The 22,844-nt window shown below is 31.2% G+C and carries 25 protein-coding genes; 21 read left to right on the top strand and 4 right to left on the bottom strand.

Going from position 1 to position 22,844, the window contains the following annotated elements; genetic code table 11:
* Nucleotides 1–174 precede the first annotated feature (174 nt).
* The 5 genes from ABGB03_RS15600 to ABGB03_RS15580 all read left to right on the top strand — a co-directional run bounded on the left by ABGB03_RS15600 (nucleotide 175) and on the right by ABGB03_RS15580 (nucleotide 4,117).
* Complete coding sequence (locus ABGB03_RS15600; RefSeq protein ID WP_347923714.1) at nucleotides 175–936, top strand: exodeoxyribonuclease III; 762 nt, start codon at nucleotides 175–177, stop codon at nucleotides 934–936.
* Between the two features lie 42 nt (nucleotides 937–978).
* Complete coding sequence (locus ABGB03_RS15595) at nucleotides 979–1,938, top strand: OmpA family protein (protein ID WP_347923711.1); 960 nt, start codon at nucleotides 979–981, stop codon at nucleotides 1,936–1,938.
* Between the two features lie 29 nt (nucleotides 1,939–1,967).
* Nucleotides 1,968–2,423 (top strand): RidA family protein, encoded by a 456-nt coding sequence (locus tag ABGB03_RS15590; protein ID WP_347923709.1) that lies wholly within the window; start codon nucleotides 1,968–1,970, stop codon nucleotides 2,421–2,423.
* 43 nt (nucleotides 2,424–2,466) lie between these two features.
* Entirely contained in the window at nucleotides 2,467–2,901 is a 435-nt protein-coding gene (locus ABGB03_RS15585; protein WP_347923707.1) for a hypothetical protein, read from the top strand.
* Between the two features lie 178 nt (nucleotides 2,902–3,079).
* Entirely contained in the window at nucleotides 3,080–4,117 is a 1,038-nt protein-coding gene (locus ABGB03_RS15580; protein ID WP_347923705.1) for an aldo/keto reductase, read from the top strand.
* Nucleotides 4,118–4,171: 54 nt separating this feature from the next.
* Here ABGB03_RS15580 and ABGB03_RS15575 read toward each other — a convergent pair whose 3' ends face one another.
* Both ABGB03_RS15575 and ABGB03_RS15570 read right to left on the bottom strand, forming a co-directional pair.
* Entirely contained in the window at nucleotides 4,172–5,722 is a 1,551-nt protein-coding gene (locus tag ABGB03_RS15575; protein ID WP_347923703.1) for a ribonuclease E/G, read from the bottom strand.
* 312 nt (nucleotides 5,723–6,034) lie between these two features.
* Nucleotides 6,035–6,325 carry an HU family DNA-binding protein gene (locus ABGB03_RS15570; protein ID WP_167606817.1) on the bottom strand — a complete coding sequence of 97 codons (291 nt, stop codon included), beginning with the start codon at nucleotides 6,323–6,325 and terminating at the stop codon, nucleotides 6,035–6,037.
* A 133-nt stretch (nucleotides 6,326–6,458) separates the two neighbouring features.
* Between ABGB03_RS15570 and mutY the strand changes: the two genes are divergently transcribed.
* The 4 genes from mutY to gldD all read left to right on the top strand — a co-directional run bounded on the left by mutY (nucleotide 6,459) and on the right by gldD (nucleotide 9,911).
* Nucleotides 6,459–7,499 carry an A/G-specific adenine glycosylase gene (mutY, locus tag ABGB03_RS15565; protein WP_347923700.1) on the top strand — a complete coding sequence of 347 codons (1,041 nt, stop codon included), beginning with the start codon at nucleotides 6,459–6,461 and terminating at the stop codon, nucleotides 7,497–7,499.
* A 69-nt stretch (nucleotides 7,500–7,568) separates the two neighbouring features.
* Complete coding sequence (gene ssb, locus ABGB03_RS15560) at nucleotides 7,569–8,012, top strand: single-stranded DNA-binding protein (protein WP_347923698.1); 444 nt, start codon at nucleotides 7,569–7,571, stop codon at nucleotides 8,010–8,012.
* Nucleotides 8,013–8,033: 21 nt separating this feature from the next.
* Nucleotides 8,034–9,335, top strand: a complete 1,302-nt coding sequence (locus ABGB03_RS15555; protein WP_347923696.1) for a gliding motility-associated protein GldE — start codon at nucleotides 8,034–8,036, stop codon at nucleotides 9,333–9,335.
* Nucleotides 9,336–9,911, top strand: coding sequence for a gliding motility lipoprotein GldD (gene gldD / locus ABGB03_RS15550; RefSeq protein ID WP_347923694.1), 576 nt, complete (start codon nucleotides 9,336–9,338; stop codon nucleotides 9,909–9,911).
* Between the two features lie 37 nt (nucleotides 9,912–9,948).
* On the opposite strand, the gene ABGB03_RS15545 is transcribed toward gldD, so the two are convergent.
* Nucleotides 9,949–11,268, bottom strand: a complete 1,320-nt coding sequence (locus ABGB03_RS15545; protein ID WP_347923692.1) for an aspartate kinase — start codon at nucleotides 11,266–11,268, stop codon at nucleotides 9,949–9,951.
* Nucleotides 11,269–11,458: 190 nt separating this feature from the next.
* Between ABGB03_RS15545 and ABGB03_RS15540 the strand changes: the two genes are divergently transcribed.
* From ABGB03_RS15540 to ABGB03_RS15510, 7 genes are all read left to right on the top strand, one after another.
* Nucleotides 11,459–12,115: a hypothetical protein gene (locus ABGB03_RS15540; RefSeq protein ID WP_347923691.1), complete on the top strand. Its 657-nt coding sequence runs from the start codon at nucleotides 11,459–11,461 to the stop codon at nucleotides 12,113–12,115.
* Nucleotides 12,116–12,227: 112 nt separating this feature from the next.
* Nucleotides 12,228–13,409 carry a site-specific integrase gene (locus ABGB03_RS15535; RefSeq protein ID WP_347923689.1) on the top strand — a complete coding sequence of 394 codons (1,182 nt, stop codon included), beginning with the start codon at nucleotides 12,228–12,230 and terminating at the stop codon, nucleotides 13,407–13,409.
* Between the two features lie 366 nt (nucleotides 13,410–13,775).
* Nucleotides 13,776–13,925, top strand: a complete 150-nt coding sequence (locus ABGB03_RS15530) for a hypothetical protein (protein ID WP_347923687.1) — start codon at nucleotides 13,776–13,778, stop codon at nucleotides 13,923–13,925.
* Between the two features lie 17 nt (nucleotides 13,926–13,942).
* On the top strand, nucleotides 13,943–14,239 hold the full coding sequence (locus tag ABGB03_RS15525) for a hypothetical protein (RefSeq protein WP_347923685.1): 297 nt from the start codon (nucleotides 13,943–13,945) through the stop codon (nucleotides 14,237–14,239).
* A 147-nt stretch (nucleotides 14,240–14,386) separates the two neighbouring features.
* Nucleotides 14,387–14,788, top strand: coding sequence for a hypothetical protein (locus tag ABGB03_RS15520; protein WP_347923683.1), 402 nt, complete (start codon nucleotides 14,387–14,389; stop codon nucleotides 14,786–14,788).
* A 159-nt stretch (nucleotides 14,789–14,947) separates the two neighbouring features.
* Nucleotides 14,948–15,604 carry a hypothetical protein gene (locus ABGB03_RS15515; protein ID WP_347923681.1) on the top strand — a complete coding sequence of 219 codons (657 nt, stop codon included), beginning with the start codon at nucleotides 14,948–14,950 and terminating at the stop codon, nucleotides 15,602–15,604.
* A 214-nt stretch (nucleotides 15,605–15,818) separates the two neighbouring features.
* Nucleotides 15,819–16,286 carry a hypothetical protein gene (locus ABGB03_RS15510; RefSeq protein ID WP_347923679.1) on the top strand — a complete coding sequence of 156 codons (468 nt, stop codon included), beginning with the start codon at nucleotides 15,819–15,821 and terminating at the stop codon, nucleotides 16,284–16,286.
* 262 nt (nucleotides 16,287–16,548) lie between these two features.
* On the opposite strand, the gene ABGB03_RS15505 is transcribed toward ABGB03_RS15510, so the two are convergent.
* The gene (locus tag ABGB03_RS15505) at nucleotides 16,549–16,752 is read right to left on the bottom strand and encodes a hypothetical protein (protein ID WP_347923677.1); all 204 of its coding nucleotides are present in this window, start codon (nucleotides 16,750–16,752) and stop codon (nucleotides 16,549–16,551) included.
* A gap of 168 nt (nucleotides 16,753–16,920) precedes the next feature.
* On the opposite strand from ABGB03_RS15505, the gene ABGB03_RS15500 reads away from it, so the two are divergent.
* The 5 genes from ABGB03_RS15500 (at nucleotide 16,921) to ABGB03_RS15480 (ending at nucleotide 22,665) form a co-directional block, all read left to right on the top strand.
* On the top strand, nucleotides 16,921–17,130 hold the full coding sequence (locus ABGB03_RS15500; RefSeq protein ID WP_347923675.1) for a helix-turn-helix transcriptional regulator: 210 nt from the start codon (nucleotides 16,921–16,923) through the stop codon (nucleotides 17,128–17,130).
* 3 nt (nucleotides 17,131–17,133) lie between these two features.
* On the top strand, nucleotides 17,134–17,559 hold the full coding sequence (locus ABGB03_RS15495; RefSeq protein ID WP_347923673.1) for a hypothetical protein: 426 nt from the start codon (nucleotides 17,134–17,136) through the stop codon (nucleotides 17,557–17,559).
* Nucleotides 17,549–18,256, top strand: coding sequence for a hypothetical protein (locus ABGB03_RS15490; protein ID WP_347923671.1), 708 nt, complete (start codon nucleotides 17,549–17,551; stop codon nucleotides 18,254–18,256). Before ABGB03_RS15495 ends, ABGB03_RS15490 begins: the two co-directional genes overlap by 11 nt.
* A gap of 8 nt (nucleotides 18,257–18,264) precedes the next feature.
* Nucleotides 18,265–21,990: a hypothetical protein gene (locus tag ABGB03_RS15485; RefSeq protein WP_347923669.1), complete on the top strand. Its 3,726-nt coding sequence runs from the start codon at nucleotides 18,265–18,267 to the stop codon at nucleotides 21,988–21,990.
* 141 nt (nucleotides 21,991–22,131) lie between these two features.
* Nucleotides 22,132–22,665, top strand: coding sequence for a GNAT family N-acetyltransferase (locus tag ABGB03_RS15480; RefSeq protein WP_347923668.1), 534 nt, complete (start codon nucleotides 22,132–22,134; stop codon nucleotides 22,663–22,665).
* Nucleotides 22,666–22,844: the final 179 nt, after the last annotated feature.

Genomic DNA, 22,844 nt, shown 5'->3' with positions numbered 1-22,844 from the left:
GTTAATAGTTTTAGTTAAAACTCCTTTAAAATAATAGTGTAAAAGTACAGCATTATTTATTTTAGCTGAAACCAACTTTCCTTATATGAAAGGGAAGTTATCCCAACCATGTGTTGGGACCTTTTCAAATTAAACTAAAAATTAAAAAGATTCCCATTTTCATGGGAAAACAATATGAAAATCATTTCTTATAACGTCAACGGAATTCGCGCAGCAATTAACAAAGGTTTTATTAATTGGTTACAAAGCGCTAGCCCAGATGTGATTTGCTTACAAGAAATAAAAGCATTAGAAGAGCAACTGGATTTGTCTGTTTTTGAAAACGCTGGATACAAACATAATTATTGGTTTAGTGCTCAAAAAAAGGGCTACAGTGGTGTGGCAATTTTAAGTAAACTAGAACCTGACCATGTAGAATATGGCACAGGAATCCCTACAATGGATTTTGAAGGACGAAATATTCGTGCCGATTTTGGAGACCTTTCTATAATGAGTATGTACTTACCTTCTGGGACAAATCAAGAAAGACTTGATTTTAAGTTTAACTATATGGACGAAATTCAAGAATATTTAACCTCCCTTAGAAATAGCAAACCAAATTTGGTTGTATGTGGTGATTATAATATTTGTCACGAAGAAATTGATATTCACAATCCTAAAATGAAAAACGTTTCAGGTTTTTTACCCGAAGAACGTGAATGGCTTGGTGGATTTATTGATAGCGGATTTATAGACTCCTTTAGACATTTAAATAGCGATTTACAGCAATATAGTTGGTGGAGTTATAGAGCTAATTCAAGAGCCAATAACAAAGGTTGGCGTTTAGATTACGCTATGGTAGCAAAACCATTACAAGAAAACATTAAAAGAGCCGTTATACTCACTGAAGCTGTGCATAGTGATCATTGCCCAATTTTAGTAGAAATAAAAAAGTAATCAAATCTATATAATAGCCTAACAACAAAAACAATAACAGTTATGATTAAAAAAATTTCATTAATAGCAATAATAGCAACACTTGCTGTGTCATGTGTATCTCCAAAAGTTTATAAAGAGTTAGAAGATAAATACACAAACTTAAAAAAGGAACACAGGCAATTATCCGACGATAATGAAACACTTCAAAATGCTAAAATCAAATTAGAAAATAGCTTAAAAGATCTTCAAAAAAACTATGATAATGCAGTTGCTACTCGCGATAAATTACAAAGTGAATACAATGCTTTAAAATCTAATTACGATAATTTAACAGCATCGTATGATGCTTTAGAAAAAAATAGCTCAGCAGCTATAGCAGAAAATGTAAAAAAGAACAGAGAATTATTGGCACAACTTGAAGCTAAAGAGCAAGCACTTGCAGCTGAAAACTCAAGACTGGAAGCTCTTAAAAAACAGTTAGAAGATCGATCTAATCGTGTTGCAGAATTAGAAAGCGTTATCGCTGCAAAAGATAAAGCAATGACCGATTTAAAGAATGCTATTTCAAAAGCATTAACCGATTTTGAAGGCAAAGGCTTAACAGTGGAGCAACGTGATGGAAAAGTATATGTTTCTATGGAAAATAAGTTGTTATTTGGCTCAGGAAGTTGGGCGGTTGGCTCAGAAGGAAGAAGAGCAGTACAGCAACTTGGTGCAGTTTTAGCAGATAATCCTGAGATAGCCATTTTAATAGAAGGCCATACTGACAATGTACCTTATAAAGGAAACACACAATTAAGCGGTAACTGGGATTTATCTACTAAAAGAGCAACAGCCATTGTAAATATTCTAAGAGAAAATGCTAATATAAATCCTGAAAATTTAACAGCTGCAGGACGTGGTGAATATGCTCCTATAGATACTAACGATACTGCTGAAGGGAAAGCAAAAAACAGACGAATAGAAGTGATTTTAACACCAAAATTAGACGAACTTTCTAGGTTACTTAATGATAATTAATAATTGCGCACAATTTAAACTAAAAGCAGATGAATAAAGTTGAAGCCAGATTAACTGAATTAGGAATTCAACTGCCTGAAGTTCCTAAGCCAGTTGCAAATTATATACCTGCGAAACAGACAGGAAATCTAATTTATGTTGCAGGACAAATTCCTGTAGAGAATGGAGTCATAAAAAAAGGAAAACTTGGAAAAGATTTAAGTTTAAAGGAAAGTAAATATGCAACTAAACTTTGCGCAATAGGTTGTTTAGCTGCAATTAAAACTATTTGCTCGCTAGATAAGGTAACCAGTATTGTTGCTATGCACGGATTAGTAAATTCTACTTCAGAGAATACCGAACAAGCAGATGCTATGAATGGTGCTTCCGATTTTGTTGTTGAAGTATTTGGAGAAATTGGAAAACATACTCGAACAGCAGTTGGTGTTAGTGTGCCTCATAATATTGCAGCTTCAGTATATATGGTAGCTGAAGTTGAGGAATAAAAACTATTCACAAACAGGTTGTTATTCCAAATTTGGCAAACATATGAGAGAAACAGTATTCTTAACATTTTGGGTTCTTCTTTTAACAACTTTCACGAGCTGTACAGAGGAATATCCTGAAAATCTAAAAGTTGGAACCTTTAAAACTACGACTGAATTAAATACTGTGAAATATTTATATCGGAATTATGATTATCAATATATCTATTCGGAATCTCATCCTAGTGGGAATAAATTATCTAAAATAACGTGGAAAAACTCTGGTTATGAATTAGAAACTATAAATAAAACAAGCAAGTTTGATTCTTTGACTCAAACTATAGTTCTTGACAAATATGAAAAGAATAGTTCATTTACAGAAACTACGTTTACAGATGGAATTGGATTAAAATTCACAACGGAATGGACAATGATTGACGAATCACCTGACCAGAAACTAATTGAAATAATGAAAGAAAACGGAATTAAACCGAAATAAATACGTTTGCCAACACCGTATATAAAAAATTGCTGGTATTTGGCTTAAGCAAAGGTCATTACTCCTTTGCCACGTCTGAATTTTCTTCGGAAATTCCTCGCACGCAAACCCGCAACTTTCCATATGCAAACTCGTTAATAATACAATTATATTAATAACCTTTTTCAGCTCTTAAAACATGAAATACACAACTCTACCAAACACCAATATAAAAGTCAGTAAAATTTGCCTAGGCTCTATGACTTGGGGTAATCAAAATACCGAAGTTGAAGGTCATGCACAACTAGACTATGCTTTTGACAATGGCGTAAATTTTATTGATACAGCAGAGTTATATCCTGTCCCAGCAACTGCCGAAACACAGGGTAGAACCAGTTACATTATTGGTACATGGCTGCAAAAAACAGGAAATCGTGATAAGGTAATATTAGCAAGTAAAATTGCTGGAAATGGCGATTATACAGCACATATTAGAACTACTGGGTTTAGTCCAGATTCCATACGAGACGCTATTAACAAAGAGTTGAAACGCTTGCAAACTGATTATATTGATTTGTTTCAGTTACATTGGCCAGAACGACAAACTAATACATTTGGAGTTAGAGATTATGCACACAACCCAAACGACCCATGGCAAGACAACTTTAACGAAGTACTTCAGACCTTAGATGAAGTAATTAAAGAAGGTAAAATTAGACATGTAGGCTTATCTAACGAAAAAGCTTGGGGAACCATGCGTTATTTAGAAGAATCTAAAAAAAATAATTTGCCTAGAATGATAACCATACAAAATGCGTATTCCTTATTAAATCGCGTATTTGAAGGTGACATGGCTGAAGTTTCGATACGCGAAAATATTAAACTATTGGCTTATTCTCCATTAGCATTTGGTGTATTATCTGGTAAATACATTAAGGGTACTGCTGCAGAAAACTCAAGATTAAAACTATTTCCAAGATTTGCAAGATATAGTAGCGTACAAGCTACCGAAGTTACAAAACTATACTTACAATTAGCCGAGGATAATAATTTAAGCTTAACACAAATGGCATTAGCATTTGTAAACCAAAGACCATTTATTGCAAGTAATATCATTGGAGCAACAACTGTCGAGCAATTAAAAGAAAACATTGATAGCATTAATGTAGAGTTAAGTAATGAGCTTATAAAAGAAATTAACACCATACATGCTGCAATCCCTAATCCAGCACCTTAAATTTAAAAAGTCATTAAATCAAAAAAGCCTTACTCGCATTGAGTAAGGCTTTTTTTATAATGTAATTTCGTTACCATTTTTGTCTAAAAAATGATACTCTAGATATGTGTAAGCATCTCTTGGTAATATTTTTACCCATTTTTTATGTTCAAAATACCATTTTGAACGTTGTGATGGAAAACCTTTTGTTAAAAAGGCTGCTATAAAAGGATGTGTGTTTAAAGTCACCTTTTTATAGTCTTTTTTAATAATCAAGTCCAGATCATGTTTGATTTTTTCTACAATCTTAATTGGAGCTTCAACCTCATTTCCATTAACAACTCCATTAGGGTTTTCCTCTCGGGTTTTAATGTTCATTTCAGGTCTTACTCGTTGTCTGGTTATTTGTATCAATCCAAATTTACTTGGAGGCAAAATTTTGTGTTTTGCTCTATCATCTTTCATTTCATCACGAAGATGATTAAAGAGCTTCCTCCTATGATCAGCAGAAGCCATATCTATAAAATCGATAACAATAATGCCTCCCATATCACGTAAACGTAACTGTCTTGCAACTTCTGATGCCGAAATTAAATTAACTTCTAATGCTGTATCCTCTTGGCTTTTTGCTTTATTAGAACGATTACCACTGTTTACATCTATTACATGAAGTGCCTCGGTATGTTCTATTACCAAATACGCCCCTTTTGCCATAGAAACAGTTCGTCCAAAGGATGTTTTAATTTGTCTTTCTATTCCAAATTTTTCAAAAATTGGAACGTTAGACTGATACAACTTAACTATTGATTCTTTTTTTGGTGCAATTTCTTGCACATAATCTTTAATTTGAATGTAAAGCGATTCATCATCTACTACTATTGAGGAAAAAGAATCATTAAATATGTCTCTTAAAATTGAAGAAGCTTTATTCATTTCTCCTAATACTTTACTTGGATGACTTGCTCTTTGTAGCTTTTTACACATTGCGATCCAACGATCGTACAAATTTTGTAAATCTCTGTCTAGTTCTGCTACTTTTTTGCCTTCTGCAACTGTACGTACAATTACTCCAAATCCTTTGGGAGTAATACTTTTTAATAATCGTTTTAATCTGTCTTTTTCTTCTCTACTCTCAATTTTTTGAGAAATTGAAATACGGTCAGAAAAAGGGACTAATACCAAATATCTACCTGCAATGGATATTTCCGAACTAATTCTCGGTCCTTTAGTAGAAATAGGTTCTTTAACGATTTGCACTAATGCAGACTGATTTGATTTTATGGCATCATTAATTTTGCCGTCTTTATCAATATCTTTTTCAAATGGGAAATCTTTTAAAGAGTAATCTTTAAGTTTACCTGTGCTTACACGTTTGATGAATTTTAAAAGGGAAGGAAGTTTAGGACCTAAATCATGATAATGCAAAAATGCATCTTTCTCATAACCTACATTAACAAATGCGGCATTTAGACCTGGAACAGATTTTCGAATTTTGGCTAAAAACACATCGCCAACCGAAAAATTGCTGCCACCTTCATCTTTTTGTAATTCAATAAGTTTTCCATCTTTTAATAAGGCAAAATCAACATTGTTTGAACTAGATCTAATGATCAATTCTTTATTCATTTTGTTAATTTTTATCCATACAATTAATGTACAGATGGATTAAACATATTATTTGATTCACAGGGTTTTAATCCAGGAAATTCATGATTACGTTAGGTAGTAACATAATTAATACATGAATTTAATATCAAAGAACGATTTTTAAATAAAACTGAAAAAGTAGTTGTACAACTACTTTTTCAAATTATTTTTTCTTGTGACGATTAGCGCGTCTTCTTTTTTTACGCTTATGCGTCGCTACCTTGTGTCTTTTACGTTTTTTACCACTTGGCATAAATAATGCTTTTTTAAATTAATACTTTTTTTAATGTCTTATTTTACTTCAACATTTGCTTTAACACCTTCTACAAAAACTTTAGCAGGCTTAAATGCTGGTATATTATGAGCTGGAATTTTAATAGTTGTATTTTTTGAAATATTTCTACCTGTTTTCTCTGCTCTTGTTTTTACGATGAAACTACCAAAACCTCTTAAGTAAACATTATCTCCTCCTTCTAAAGAGTTTTTAACTTCTGTCATAAAAGTTTCTACTGTTGCTTGTACATCTCCTTTTTCAATTCCTAATTTCTCAGAAATTTTAGCTACTATATCAGCCTTCGTCATTATTAATTATTTTTAGGGTTATCTATTTATTATAAGGGTGCAAATATATGTATTTTATATTCAATATTTCAAGCCTAAATCATTAAATTTTAATCCAATAAACGTTTATTTTTGCAGCTCATATATTTTTTAAATGATTTTTTCTGATATTTTAATTAGCTGGTATTCAGTACATAAACGTGATTTGCCTTGGAGAAGAACTAAGAATCCTTATTTAATATGGCTATCTGAAATTATTTTACAACAAACACAAATTAAACAAGGGCAGCCATATTACGAAGCTTTTGTAAACAAATTTCCTACTGTAAATGAACTTGCAAATGCTAAAGAATCAGAGGTTTTAAAATTGTGGCAAGGTCTAGGGTACTATTCTAGAGCTCGAAATTTACATTTTTCGGCCAAATACATTTCAAAAGAACTACAGGGTAATTTTCCTAAAACTTATAAAGAATTGCTAAAACTTAAAGGTGTTGGCGATTATACAGCAAGCGCTATTGCATCTATTTGCTATGATGAATCTACTGCTGTAGTCGACGGAAATGTATACAGGGTTTTATCTAGATGTTTTAATATTGACACACCAATTAATTCTGCAAAGGGTATTAAAGAGTTTAAAGCCTTAGCGCAACAACTTCTTCCAAAAGCTAATATTGGCGATTACAATCAAGCCATTATGGAGTTTGGCGCTGTACAATGCAAACCAGCAAATCCTAATTGTAATGAATGTCCTTTAAGTATTAGTTGCAAAGCTTTGAACCTAAATAAAATTAGTGTGCTTCCTGTAAAGCTTAAAAAGACTAAGATTAGCAAAAAGTATTTTAATTTTTTGGTGTTTCTTTCTAATGATAGCAAAACTATACTCGAACAGCGAACTGAAAAAGGCATTTGGCAAAACCTATATCAGTTTCCTTTAATAGAGTCACAAAAAAGTTTGACGAGAGAAAACTTAAAGTCGCATTCAAAAATTAAGGATTTATTAAATGAGAATGCATATGAACTTAGTTTATATAATGACAATGACATAATTCATAAACTATCCCATCAACATTTGTATACTAAGTTTTGGGTTATTGAAGCTCATACTCTTCCTAAAGGAAGTATTCCTATATCAACAATTAGACAATATCCTGTACCAATATTAATCGGAAATTTTATTGAGCAATTTAATTTTTAAAAGCTTTTTTATTACTTTTAAATAAATCAATTTAAAAACCACTAATTTTGTGGTCTAAAACAATTTATTATGTCAGGAACGTTAAACAAAGTAATGCTAATTGGGCATTTAGGAGATGAAGTGAAAATGCATTATTTTGATGATAAAAATTGTGTTGGTCGTTTTCCTTTAGCAACCAACGAGACTTATACAAATAAGCAAACCAATGAACGTGTGACTAATACTGAATGGCACAACATTGTTGTACGTAATAAAGCAGCTGAAATTTGTGAAAAATACTTAAGTAAAGGCGATAAGGTATATATAGAAGGAAGAATTAAAACACGTAAATGGCAAGATGACAAGGGTAATGATCGCTATTCAACCGAAATTTATTGTAACGACTTTACATTTTTAACAACCAAAAACGAAAGTGGTAATACTCCGGGAACTTCTCAAGCCTCAGCCACTCAGTCAACACAAAACCAAGTAAGTGAACCTATTGGAGATGATAATGATGATTTACCATTTTAATATTAACCAAAACGTATAAATTTGGATTCTGACCCCATTAGTTTAACAATATCTCTTACTGCCATAGATACTTCAACAGTATCTGGAATTATATTGTTTTTTTTACTGTTACTATGTTCTGCATTAATTTCTGGTGCCGAAGTTGCATTGTTTTCGCTAACGCAATCAGATTTTGATAATTCTACTGAAGAATCAAAACCTCTAGAAATTATCTATAAGTTATTAGAAAAACCTAAGAAGCTTTTAGCGACTATTTTGGTAGCAAATAACTTTATAAATATTGCCATAGTTATATTGTTTGCATATTTAAGCGAGTTTTACTTTGCAAATTTATCTCCTACTTGGTTTAAGTTTTTAATTGAAGTTGGTGTAGTCACTTTTCTAATTTTATTATTTGGTGAAATTTTACCTAAAATTTATGCGAGTAGAAATAGTCTGAAATTTGCAAAATTTATGGCGTATCCATTACGCGTTTTAGATGTACTAATTTCTCCTTTAAGTTTACCTATGCGAAGTATTACTATTGCAATACATAATAAGTTAGGAAAGCAAAAATCTAATATTAGTGTTGACCAATTATCTCAAGCATTAGAACTAACTAGCGAAGAAGACACTACTAAAGAGGAGCATAAAATACTACAAGGCATCGTATCATTTGGAAATACTGACACCAAACAAGTAATGCGTCCGAGAATAGATATTTTTGCTCTAGACAATACCACTAAATATATCGATATCGTTCCAGAAATTATTAAAAATGGCTATTCTCGAATTCCTGTATATCAAGATAATGTCGATAATGTTATAGGCATATTATATGTAAAAGATTTGTTGCCTCATATAGGAAAAAAGCAATTTAATTGGACCTCTTTACTACGCGACCCTTTTTTTGTTCCTGAGAATAAAAAGCTGGACGATTTAATGCAAGAATTCCAAGAAAAGAAAGTCCATCTAGCTGTTGTAGTTGATGAGTATGGAGGTACTTCAGGAATTGTATCTTTAGAAGATGTTATTGAAGAAATTGTTGGTGATATAAGTGATGAGTTTGATGATGATGATCTCATCTATTCAAAATTAGATAATAATAACTTTGTTTTTGATGGTAAAACAACTTTAAAAGATTTTTATCGTATTATTAAAGCTGAAGATGAAAGTGTTTTTGAAGACAAAAAAGGAGAAGCAGAAACTATTGCAGGATTTGTTTTGGAAATTTCTGGAAACTTTCCAAAATTAGATAGTAAAATAAATTTTGAGAATTACGTTTTTACTATAGAATCTTTAGATAAAAAACGCATTAAACAAGTAAAAATCACCATTAATTAAATGAGAAATATCTTTTTATTAGTATTAACAGTGTGCTGCATTTCTTGTGGAAATGATCCAATTCCTAAACCAAAAGCGTTTTTACGATTAGAATATCCTGCGCATCAATATATACCAATTGAATCTGAGCTTCCTTTTGCTTTCGAAAAAAATATGTTTGCTAGAGATATTAGCAATATAAAAGTGTCTCCTGATGAAAAGTCTTATAGTTTAGACATTTCTTACCCTTCGTTAAAAGGCACTATTTATATTACCTACAAAGAGATTATTAATAAGAACCTAGAACCCTACTTAATAGATGCACAAAATATTACTCAAAAACATTCTCAAAGAGCCGATGAAATTATAGAACAACCTTTTTTAGACCCTATGAATAAAGTTTATGGGATGTTTTATGAAGTTGGTGGAAATGCAGCTTCACAATCACAGTTTTATGTAACTGATAGTATAAACCATTTCGTTACTGGGTCTTTATACTTTTATGCTAAACCAAATTACGATTCTATTCTTCCAGCGGCAGATTATTTAAAGAAAGATATTCAGCATATTATGGAGACTATTCGTTGGAAAGAATAAAAGGTTATACTACAGTAGTACAACCTTTTCTAATTAACTAAGCTATAAGCTTAAAAATATAGTTCTGTAATTTCTCTAAAGTATCCTTTTTCCTAGAGGTCGGAACTAGTAGAGATATATTATTATTACTTCCTCCGTAAGAAATCATTCTTACATTTACATCTTTTAAAACTTGAAATAATTTAAATGTTTTTGGATGATGTACAATTGAGTGTCCAACCAAACATATAATACTTTGATTTCTGTCTACCTCAATTAATGCAATTTTTTCTAATTCAGTTATAATATTGTCAAGATTAGAATCATCATCAATAGTCAAGGACACTGCAACTTCAGATGTGGTAATCATATCTATAGATGTTTCAAATGCCTCGAAAATCTCGAAAACTTTTTTTAAGAAACCATGAGCCTGTAGCATTCTACCAGATTTAATTTTTATTGCTGTTATATTGTCTTTCGCAGCAATTGCTTTAATTCCGCTTTTTGAATTGTTATTAGTGATTAAAGTTCCTTGAGCTAACGGATTCATTGTGTTTTTTAATCGCACAGGAATATTATCAATTCTAACTGGTGTTACAGTTTGAGGATGTAATATTTTTGCTCCAAAATATGCTAATTCTGCTGCTTCATCATAAGACAAGTTTTTAATTGGCTGTGTGTGCTCTACATATCTAGGGTCGTTATTATGCATCCCATCAATATCTGTCCATATTTGAACTTCTTCAGCCTTTGTAACTGCACCTAGAATAGTAGCTGTATAATCGCTCCCTCCACGTTGCAAATTTGAAATGTTTCCGTGTTCATCTATACAAATAAAACCTTGAGTTACATATATAGTAGCTGTATTAGCGTTATTAAATACCGTATTAAAATGCTGCTTTATATAGAAAAAATCTGGCTCTTTTGTTTTATCTATTCTCATAAATTCTAAAGCTGAAAGTAAAGTAGATTTAATACCTTCTTGATTTAAAAAGCTATTAAACATATATGTGGATAACAATTCACCTTGGGCAATAATTTTATTTTCTAACAAAGTAGAATAGTTTGAGTAAGTAGATTCTACTAGAAAATTAAAAATAGAGTTAACATATTCTTTTGCAGCTTCTTTATAGGTTTCATTTGTAAGTAAGTTCTCTAACGTATTAAAGTAATGGGTATGCAATTCATTTATTTGATCTAATGCTTTATTGGATTTACCATCTGCAATACAATTAGCAATAGAGACTAAAGCGTTTGTTGTACCTGACATTGCGGATAGAACGACAATTTTACTTTGTCCATCATCAATAATATTCTTAACGTTGTTTATGTTTTCTACAGATCCAACAGAGGTACCTCCAAATTTTAAAACTTTCATCTGTTCTTTTTTTATTACTATTTAATTGTCATATGGAATTCGCCATTGAACATCTCGGTTGGTATCCTCTCAATTGTTATGGCTCATTTCATATAAATAATTTAATATCAAAACTAAATAAGATAATAACTACCACCACTTTTTTTAATAAAAAAGTTTAAATTTGCACATATTGTTAATTATTTAACACATGAAAACAATTGCAAGCTGTGTAGAAGATGTACTTATTACACAACCATATTTAGAAGAAGCTTTATCGCGAGGCATCATAAATTACAGTGCCTTAGCCGAAGAACTGCAACAACCAATTAGCAATATGCTAAAAAAACCTGTAAAATCGGCAGCTATTATGATGGCTTTAAGGCGCTATAATTCACCTATGGTTCCAGGGCATTCGTTAAAGATGAAAAAAATCATCAATAACTTAGGCGATATCACTGTACGTTCTAACCTTACTGATTTTACAGTTAAAAACTCTCATACATTAATACAAAATCATTCTAAAATATTAGAAAAAGTAAAAGGTCAATCTAAATTATTTTACACCTTCACGAGAGGTATACATGAAAGTAATATTATTATTTCCAGCAGTTTAAAGCCTTTTATTATGGAATGTTTTAAAGATGAAAACCTTATAGCCATTCAAGATGGGCTGTCTGCTATAAGTATAAATTTGCCTGAAGAAAACTCTAAAATTGCTGGCTTATATTACCATTTTTTTAAACGCTTAGCATGGGAAGGTATTACTTTATATGAAGTTGTTTCTACTACCAACGAATTTACCATTTTAGTAGAAGAAGATTTTGTAGATAAAGCTTTTTCAGCAATAAAGAGGTTAAAAAAGTAGTAGTTTAATATTCCACTTTTTTGTTATTTAACTTATTGGTTTTTATAAATACGCTTTATTAGGCTAAATTGTATAGTTTTTGTAGATTTAAAGTCGCATTAACACTATCATTATGAGTAGATTACCAATATTAACTCTTTCAAAAGTAATTCATAGAAAACAAAACCAAATTCTTATTAGTTTCAAACATAATTGGTCCTTAATAAATGTTGTAAAACATTTACCAAATGCTAAATGGAGTACCACATTAAAAAGTTGGTATATAAAAAATAATTCAGAAAATTTGAAACAGATTTATTCAATTTTTAAGGGTCATGCCTACATTGATAACCGTTTGCTGTTCGATAAAAAAACTGACATAAAAGCAAAATTTCCAAATAAGCGAAAAAGACATTTAACACAGCAAAACAAGGATATCCTAAATAATTTTTATAGGTATTTAATTGGCAAACGCTATAGTAAAAGTACAGTGCTTACCTATAGTTTTTTTATAGCTGATTTTATAGAGTTCCACAACAATAAAGCTTTAAAACATTTAACCGTTAAGGATGTTGAAATGTTTATTGAGATGGTATTTATTAAACGAAAATATTCTATTAGCACGCAGCGTCAATTTATTAGTGCAGTGAAACAGTTTATTGTTTTTTATCCCAAAACTGGCATTAGTGATTTAGCACTAACTAGACCAACTAAATCTAAACTTCTACCTACTGTACTCTCACAAGAGGAAATGATTACCATAATACAATGCACTAAAAATTTAAAACATAGAGCGATATTAGCACTTATTTATTCAACTGGATTACGTATTGGCGAATTGTTGCATTTGAAATTAGCTAATATTCAAATACATAGAAAACAGCTTTTTATTCATCAAGCAAAAGGACGAAAAGATAGATATGTCACCCTTGCCGATAGTTTTATGCCTTTATTGCAAAATTATTTAATGACTTATAAGCCTAAAGTTTATTTTGTTGAAGGTGCTATTGGCAAACCATATTCAGCAAGTAGTGTTAGAAAGTTTTTATCGCGATCATGTAAAGCCGCTAATATTGATAGGCGTATTACTCCACATACGTTAAGACACAGCTATGCGACACATTTACTTGAGAGTGGTGTTGGTCTAAGACATATACAAGAATTACTTGGTCATGTAAAGCCCGAAACAACAATGATTTACACCCATGTAGCACGTAAAGATTTATTAGATATAAAAAGCCCATTGGATTATGCTATAGAGCAAGTAACAAAAACCAATAAAGTGGAACAAAAGTTCCTATTATCCCGAGAATAATTTGGGATAATGAGTATATTAGTCCACATATAACTAGATGGTATGTAATTGCCTGCGGCACGTAGAATCGCGTTTTGCAAACGCTTCCTTTCTACTAATTACATACCATCGTCCACTGTTAATTGCACCTCGCCAAATTAATTGTATATTTATTCGAGTCTACGAGAACTCCTCACGAAACTACACACATCAGCGTGTATAGCGAATGAGGCGCAATTATGGCTCTCCGTGAGGCGCGCCTCACTACGCCATACACAGTGGACGATGGCAACAATTTGAAAATCCCATAAGCAATTTATGAAAGCAAAGTATTTAGTATATCTCGTAATAATAAGTTTGATTTTAAGAATCGGATTAAACCTATCAATGTCATTAATTCTTACTAATACAAAAATGGAGCCTTTAACTTTTGGAATTATTGGAGGCGGAATTAACATTTTAGTCTTTCTGTCTATTGTTGGTTTACTTATTAAGATTTTCAGATACCAAAACAAAAAGGATTTTTTAAACTCTTGAATTGAATCGAATTGGAAATGACTATTAAAGAACTTAAAACTCTAGACCATTTTATAGAAAGAACTTCTATGTGGATTTATCCAATTGATAGAAACACAATAACTTCATTTATTCACGGATTTCAAGCTGGTTCTGACAATAAATGTTTCACATCCACTCTAAAAAATCATCTTGAATCTAAACATAATATTTATGGCTCGAATCAAGGATGGCCGAATCAAGTATCTTTATATGCGGAAAAAAAAGAAATGAATTGGAGTAATGCCTTTTTTGAATTAGGAAAAATTATATTAAAAGAATTAAAAAAACTGTAGCCAACAACGTGTATAGTCAATTGCTTGGTTCTTACCTACTCGGAAAATCCTACGGATTTTCCTCTGGTTCGTTTTCTTTTGCTAACTTAGTTCTAGCCAACGCAACTAACCATACACGAACACGTTGGCAATAATTAGAGAAACCTAATGAGAACGATAATACTTATAATATTTTTGACTTATTTCAATCAATCTTTTGCGTGTGAATGCAAAACTTACCCGATTACAAGTGAAAAAAGTCAATCGGAACTGAAATTAGAAGGCAGTTTTAAAAGTTCGACTGTAATTTTTTACGGGAATTATGTTGGAGATGGAAAGTTTGAAACTATAAAACTGTATCGCGGAAAAAAAATACTGCCGAACCAAAAACTTATTGAAGAAAAAGAAGAAAAAAATAATTGCGACTACTTCTTTGAGAAAAACAAAAAATATTTAGTTTTTGGGAAAATAGACGAGAATGGAAAATTGTGGACAAGCGTCTGCGTTTCGAATTCTCAAATTGACAATAAATCGGAACTGAAATTCGTAAAGGAGTATTTAAAAAAATAACTATTGCCAACACCGTATATAAAAAATTGCTGGTGTTGGGCTTAAACAAAGGTCGTTGCACGTTTGCTAACTCTGATTTTCCTGCGGAAAATCCTCGCTCACAAACACGCAACTTTCCATATACAAAAACGTTGTGCAACATTTGAACAAAACCCGTAAATGAAAGAAAATTACTCGATATTTAGAAAATTCTCGACTTTAGAACAAGCTACTGAATTGAAAGACTTGTTAAACGAAAACGGAATTGAATCAATTCTTGCGGACAACGTTCCACCTGTTGATGTAACTTTCTCTGGAAGCACTTTAAATAATCAAGTTGAAATCCGAATTAAACAATCTGACTTCAAAAAAGCTGAAGAAATTCTAGAGAAAAATGCGGAGGAATTAATTGACCAAATTGACAAGGACTACTATTTATTTGAATTTACTGACGAGGAACTTTATGAAGTCTTATTAAAGTCTGATGAATGGAATGCGTTTGACTACACTCTTGCTCAAAAAATTTTAAAGCAAAGAGGTAAATCGGTTGATAAGGAACTTCTGAACTCATTAAAAAACGAACGATTAAAAGATTTAGCAAAACCCGAAGGAAATCAAAAACCTTGGATTATTGGAGGTTATGTTTTTTCAATTTTAGGTGGTTTTTTGGGACTAATAATTGGATATTTCCTTTGGACATCGAAAAAGACTTTGCCAAATGGACAAAAGGTTTATTCATATTCGGAAAATGATAGAAAACACGGAAAATATATATTTTACATTGGATTAATAATTGCACCAACTGCAATGCTTTTAAAAGTAGTTAGTCAATTTTAAAATAAAAAACGTTGCACAACAAAGTATAAAATTAATGCTCGGGTCTGTGCTTAATCTAGCGATTAGTCCTGTTTTGTTACATCTGATTTTCCTGCGGAAAATCCTCGCGCACAAAACCGCACTAATCTTATACATAACCGTTGTAGCCAATTTAAGAAACTACGGAAAGATAAAACCGGATGTAACAATAAAAAAAATAAACGACCTATAAAGTATGATGAACATAAACAATGCTTCCGAATTATTAAACACTTTACTATCTCAAACGGATAGAAAATCTGAAAAAAAAGTTTATAACTGTTTTATTCGAGCATTATCCTCTTTGGAAAAAAGAGATTTAACTGAAAATCAATCGCGATTAATACAAGAAAAACTTTCTTCATTGAATTTAAAGACAACAACGGAAAACCAAAAAAAATACTACAAACAAAAGCTTTCTGAATTTAAGGCATTTCTGAAAAATGAATTTTCTTTCACGACTGAAAAATATTACACAGAATTAGGAATGATTTACGGAATGAGTTTAGGAACAGGAATAGGTTTATCAATTGGAACTGCTATTAGCCCAAGTTTAGGGATAAGTATTGGATTATCTATAGGAATTGGTGTTGGAATGTTACTTGGAATGATGTATGGGGCAAGAAAGGATGCTGAAGCCAAAAGACAAGGAAGAGTTATTTAAAAGAATAATCCGAATAAAAACTGGCTACAACAATGGCTATAAGTAATTGCTTGTTCTCGCCTACTTCTGAAAATCCTCGCGGATTTTCAGTTTGGTGTGTACTTGCAAAGTTAAGTGCTAACCCATGCAACTACTCATAGCCGAGACCGTTGTGTTTCATTCGGAAAAAGCCAACCGCACATTAAGCACATTTGGTTTTTACCACCACAGAATCCAACACTGAAAAACCAAAAGAGCTTAATCTTCCCACCGCTCTCAATAGTTACGATTTTGACTTTCTTCCTGTTGGATACATGACTTGTTTCTCCTTGAATTGACCAATTTCCTCCCGAAGTGTTTGATTGATACTTTGAATCAAGTCATTTTGGACTTTCATTATCCTCAATAAATCGTGCATTGCATTTAGATTTTCTAATTGTTTATAGACAATTTCTTCTAAATCGGCTTTGGTATATCTTTTGCTCATAATTAAATTTTAAACTATTCAAAAAAAACTTTAAAAGAATATTATTATGCCTTTAAAGCATAACAAAGTTATTAAAAATATTTAAATGAACACTGTAAAGCATAAAATAATGCGAATAACATCTCAAATGAAGTTACTATATTTGATTTTTAACGATAAATATTCATCATGAATAAAGAAATTTATAATCGTATAAAGGCAGTTTTAGCGGAACAAGGAAAAACCAATAATTGGCTAGCTGACCAATTGGAAATGAACCGAACTACTGTTTCCAAATGGTGCAGAAACGAAATGCAACCAAGGGTTGAAACTTTGTTTCAGATTGCTAATGTTCTGGAAATTGATGTTCGAGAACTTCTTGTTTCAACTAAAGAATAAAATATGATGGAACATTTAGAAATTATACTACCCCTTACCCTACTAGTATTGGCATTTGGTTTAAAGCTCTCAATCGACAGAAATATTGAAGTACCTAATATAATACAAGCATTATGCGAACTACCTGTTGATGTCATTTTTCTTTCAATATCATTTTTGATTGCTTTTACAATATCTAAACCCGCTGACCCTAGTGAAGGTTTATTTCTTACCATAGCTTTTATAGTAGTATCAGTCCTAGTCGTCATTTTATGGAGAAAAAGCCTGAAACTCTATGAGCGTAAAAATAACTTTTGGGTACTTCTGCTCTGCATAAATATGGCAATATCCATATTCGCATTAATGCAGTCCACAGGTGTTTTATTAAAAACAGAGAACCCAAATCAAACTGAGAATACCGAACTAAACATAAATAAAGATGGAGATTAATAGCATAACGATAATAATTACAGCCGTTGCAAGTATTTCCGTTAGTGCAATAGCATTCCTTTTATATGCAAATCTCAAGAAAAGCAGATATGATAAGGAAAACAACAAAGCTGTTCTCGATAGCATTAGACATACTTTGGAGCAGAAAATGTATGGCTTAAATGATAGACTGGTGCAAAATGAAGAAAGATGGCGAGATGTTAACCATCTCCTTCTCAATAAAGAATACCTTGAAAAAGAAGAATTAATTAAAGAAAGACGCATAACTTATCATTCGGGTTTTCTTAAAGCTCACGGAATCTCAGAAAATGAACTGAATATTGATAACCGTTTAATTTTCGTTTTAACACCCTTCAATGACCGATATTATGATGAGTTTAAAATAATTAAAGCTACTTGTGAAAATTTAGGATTTAAATGTATTAGAGGAGATGAAAAAGAATTCAAAGGAGATATTTTTCCTGAAATGCTTAGATATATGGCAAAATCTCGAATAATTATTGCAAATATTAATGGAAGAAACCCCAATGTATTGTACGAATTAGGAGTAGCACAAGCAATGGATAAATCAGTAATCCTAGTTTCAAAGGAGCCTAAAGACCTTCCTATTGACATCCAATCTCAGCGATTCTTAATATACTCTGATTCTGATTCTTTGAAGGAATCCTTAAAAGTGGAACTAAATAAGTTGATGTAAATTCATAAATGAGCAGATTACAATCCATAGAAAATGAACTTGTGTCTATCAATGAAACTATTTTTCAGGAATTGTGCGATAGTTTCCTTGCAATAAGGAACAATAACTATTCAACATTGTCTAGGGTTGGAAGTCAAAGTGGAAAACAAAAAACAACCAAAGGAACTCCCGATACTTTTCTTTTGCTTCCAAATGGTAAGTACATTTTTGTTGAACATTCTACTAACGTCTCAGCTGGCGTGTCAAAACTGAAAGATGACATTAGTAAGTGTATTGATTCTGAGAAAACGAGGATACCAATAAATCAAATTGCAGAGATTATTCTTTGTTTAAATTTTAATTTAAAACCTAATGAAACCCAAGAATTAGTTAGTCTTCTAAAAGACACAAGAATAGGGTTGAATATATATACTCTTGATTTATTAGCTATTGAATTACACTTAAACCATCGTGATTTAGCACATGAATATTTGGGATTACCCTTGGATACAGGGCAAATTGTTTCAATTGAAAAATTTATTAATGAATACAATAGGGCTTCTAAAGGAATTTCTACTCCGCTTGATAATACTTTTTTACATCGAAAAGAAGAACTCAAAGAATTCAAGGAAGCAATACATTTCAATGATTTTATTATACTAACAGGTGCTCCAGGAATAGGCAAGACGAAATTAGCATTAGAGGGGCTTAAATCTTTCCTTTCAGAAAATTTAGAATTTGGAGCTTATTGTGTTTCATACAAGCATCACACACTCCTAGATGATTTATTTCAATACTTTGATACTGACAAAGACTATGTCCTTTTTGTTGATGATGCTAACAGAATTGATGCTTTCAACCAAATAACAAGCTTCTATAGAGCATCAAGAACAGGTAGATTGAAAGTAATAATTACAGTAAGAGATTATGCTTTTCAGGAGATAGGAATTTTATGCCAAGAGTTTTCTCCTAAACGAATTGAATTAGATAAATTTTCAGATGAGCAGATTATTGAGATAATCAAACAAATACCTTTTGAAATTCTCAACCCAGATTATCATAAAGAAATAGTCAGAATAGCAGACGGAAATCCAAGGCTAGCTATTATGACATCTTTACTCGCAAAAGCAGAGCAAAATATATATTCATTAAGAGATGTATCTGACTTATTTGAAAATTATTTTTCAACTTTTATTAAAGATGATGGTGAATTTGCTAGAGAATTAAACATTAAATGCCTTGGTTTAATAGCCTTTTTCTATACTATTCCATATAAAGACAAAGAGATTACAAGTTCTATATTAAACCATTTTGAAATTGACTATTCATCTTTCATTGATGCAATCGACAAGTTAGATAAATTGGAGTTAGTCGAAATTCAATTTGAACACGTTAAGATCCCTGAACAAAACCTGTCAACATATTTCTTCTATAAAGCATTTATTAAAGACAGTCTTCTGTCATTTGAAACGTTACTAAATAATTATTACGGTAGCAATAAAAACCGTTTCAAGGACTGTATTATTCCTGCAAATAACACTTTTGGTGTTGAAAATGTAATGGACAAACTCCAACCTTTTTTAAGAAATTATTGGAAATCAATTCAAAATAATGAAGAAAAAGGATTCAATTTTTTATCTACGTTTTGGTTCTATCTTTCCTCAGAAACTTTTGACTTTATCTACCAAATAGTTAAAAATTTACCTGAAGTTACTTCAGCGAATTACAAAGTAACTTATGAGAATAATGATTTTTCGTATAATCGAAATAATGTCTTAGAGTTAATTGAGAATTTTTTCAGATTTCAACAGAAAGACTTAAAAGATTCTATTCAATTGGCATTTGAATATGTTCGAAAAAGGCCAGAACATTTACCTGAATTGATTTATTCAATTCGTGCACAACTAATATTTGATAGAGATGATGAACATTCCGGATTTAGAAGGCAATTAATATTATTTGAGACAATTTTAAATGAGCTAACCAAAAAAGATAAGCTTTATTCAGTGGCCTTTTATGAACTATCAAAATCTTTTTTAAAGTACCAATACCATCATACAAAAGGAGGAAGGAACCACTCGTTTTACATGTATCAATACCCTATACCAAACATTAAAATTATTCAAGAATTCAGGAGTGATATTTGGAATGCGGTGAATGATAATTATAATTTTTATCCAAATGAATCTTTGAACCTACTAAATGATTATGCTACTGTTAATCCTGACGTAATTCAGGACATAATGAAATTTGATGTTCCATTTGTATTAACCATAATAGAAAATCATCTCACCTCTGATTCCTTTGACCATTGTAAATTTGTGCAAGACCAAATTAGATGGTTTAAAAGAAAGAACATTTCTCACCCTTCATTTGATTCATTATCCAACTCATTTAGAAACTCTACCTATGAAACATACTTAAAAATTGATTGGAACAGGTTTCGGGATAAGGAAGATTACGAATTTGATGATTATAGAGAATATGAAAGATTAAAAGAAGAAGAAATAAGAACTTCATTTATTTTAGAGAATGAAAAAGGAGCTAGGGATTTCCTTAAAGTATTTACTTTTTTAAAAGAGAAAGCCAAAAACGAATGGAATTATAATAACTCTTTAGATTTTATTGTTGATGAAAATTACAAGCATAGTCCAAGAATTGGAATAGAGCTACTTTTAAGAATTATTGAGAACAATGACCAAATTAACTACATACCTAGAACAATATTTCGAAATCATTTAAAATCAGATGTTGATTCTAAGAAAATTTGGTCAGTGGTACAACAGAATGATTTTAACCTTAAACCACATTGGGAACTTTCATTTTACGATTACTTAGATGAAACTTTATTAAATAAAAAATATGTTGATTCTCTGATTACCACAGTGAGCAGTATGGAAGGCTCAAATACTATTCATTTTGACCGATTACAGCGTTTTTTGTCTGTTGAACCTAACTTATTCCAAATCATATTAAAACAAATAGTTCAAAAAAATGAGGATGGGGCTAGATTAAATGTTTGGATGGATTTCTTCAGTACTCATTTTGATAAACTAGGAGATGATGTTGAACTTATAAAAAAAGCATACATCCAACAGGATAAAATTCAAAATCATTTTGATTATGAAGGCAAAGGGTTACTTAATATTTTAAATGAAACACCTGAGTTTCTCATAGAATATGTAGATAGTTTATACTCTGAAACACGTCATAGTTTTTTAGATGACCATAAGCAATTAGGATTTGTATGGCAAGTAAATGATATCGAATCCGTATTGAAAGACGTTTTTGATTTAGTAGTTAACAAAGGGCTTTATCTGGGAATTCTTAAACACTTTTGTAATGCATTCTTTTTTGGTATTCCCGAAAATTTTTCAGAAAAGGCAAAAGAATTTTTACTCGAATATGTCAAAGAGAATCATAGTGATTATAAAAAAATGAATGCGGTTATTGATATCGCTCGACATTCAATGAAAGACACTTTTAATGACATACTATTATTGTATGTTTCATTAAATCAAGATGTAGAAGTTTTCTCCAAAATTTGGTGGAGAGGTAATGGAGGAACTTATTCTGGAGATGTGATAATCGGAGATATAGAAGCTACTGATTGGAGAAACATTCTTTCTATAGTTGAAAAATCTGAGGTTGGAATAAAATTGATTCCAATTAAGAAATATTTGAATGAAAGTGTACAAAGCGCATTGAGAAGTGGAGATAGAGAAAGAAAAAGGAGGTTTTTAGAAAGATATTAAATACCAACTCCTAGCAACCATACACATTGCCAAGTCGCTCAAAAGCCAACCGCATAAACCAAAACTTGTCAAAGAGTATGTCTGCCCCAACGCTGAAAAACGAAATGAAAAATAAAAAACGAAAACACAACACTATGTATAGTGCATAGCACCCTGCGGGATGCTACGACACCATACACAAACCGTTGTGTTTCATTAAAAAGTCATCAAATAATGAATATTAAAATTCGAAATGCTGAACTTGAAGACCTAGCTGAACTTCAAAATCTATTCTCGGATACAATCATGGAAACTTGCCAAAATGAATATTCATTAAATCAAAGAAAAGTATGGAGTAACGCTGTGAAAAAAACAGAAAAATGGAATAAATCTTTAAAAGAAGAATTTTTCATAGTGGCGGAAAATGATGGAATGATTGTAGGGTTCAGTTCTCTTAAAAATGAAAATTATTTGAATTTAATGTATATACATAAGGACTTTACTCGGAAAGGAATTGCAAGTAGACTTTATGAAAACATTAAAACAAAATCTATTGAATATGGAACTAAAAAACTGAGTGCCGACGTCAGTAAAACTGCTAGACCATTTTTTGAAAAATTAGGATTTAGAGTTTTAAAAGAAAATAAAAATATTGTAGACAACGAAATTGTGATTAATTACAATATGTCTGAATGAAAAACGAAAACACAACACGGTGTATAAAACATAGCTAATAAGTGCTTAATCGAAAGGGTTGTGTATATTTAGAAAGTCCGCCAAATTTTTAATTTGGCTTTTAAAAAGAGAAAAATTAAAAACAAAATATAAAATTCGGCTCTGTGTTAATCCGAAAAGTTAGTGTTTTTTTACACGCT

It is taken from the genome of Pontimicrobium sp. SW4, assembly GCF_039954625.1.
Taxonomy (GTDB): domain Bacteria; phylum Bacteroidota; class Bacteroidia; order Flavobacteriales; family Flavobacteriaceae; genus Pontimicrobium.
Note: the sequence above shows the minus strand (reverse complement) of the source record. Positions and strands in the feature narration are given on the sequence as shown.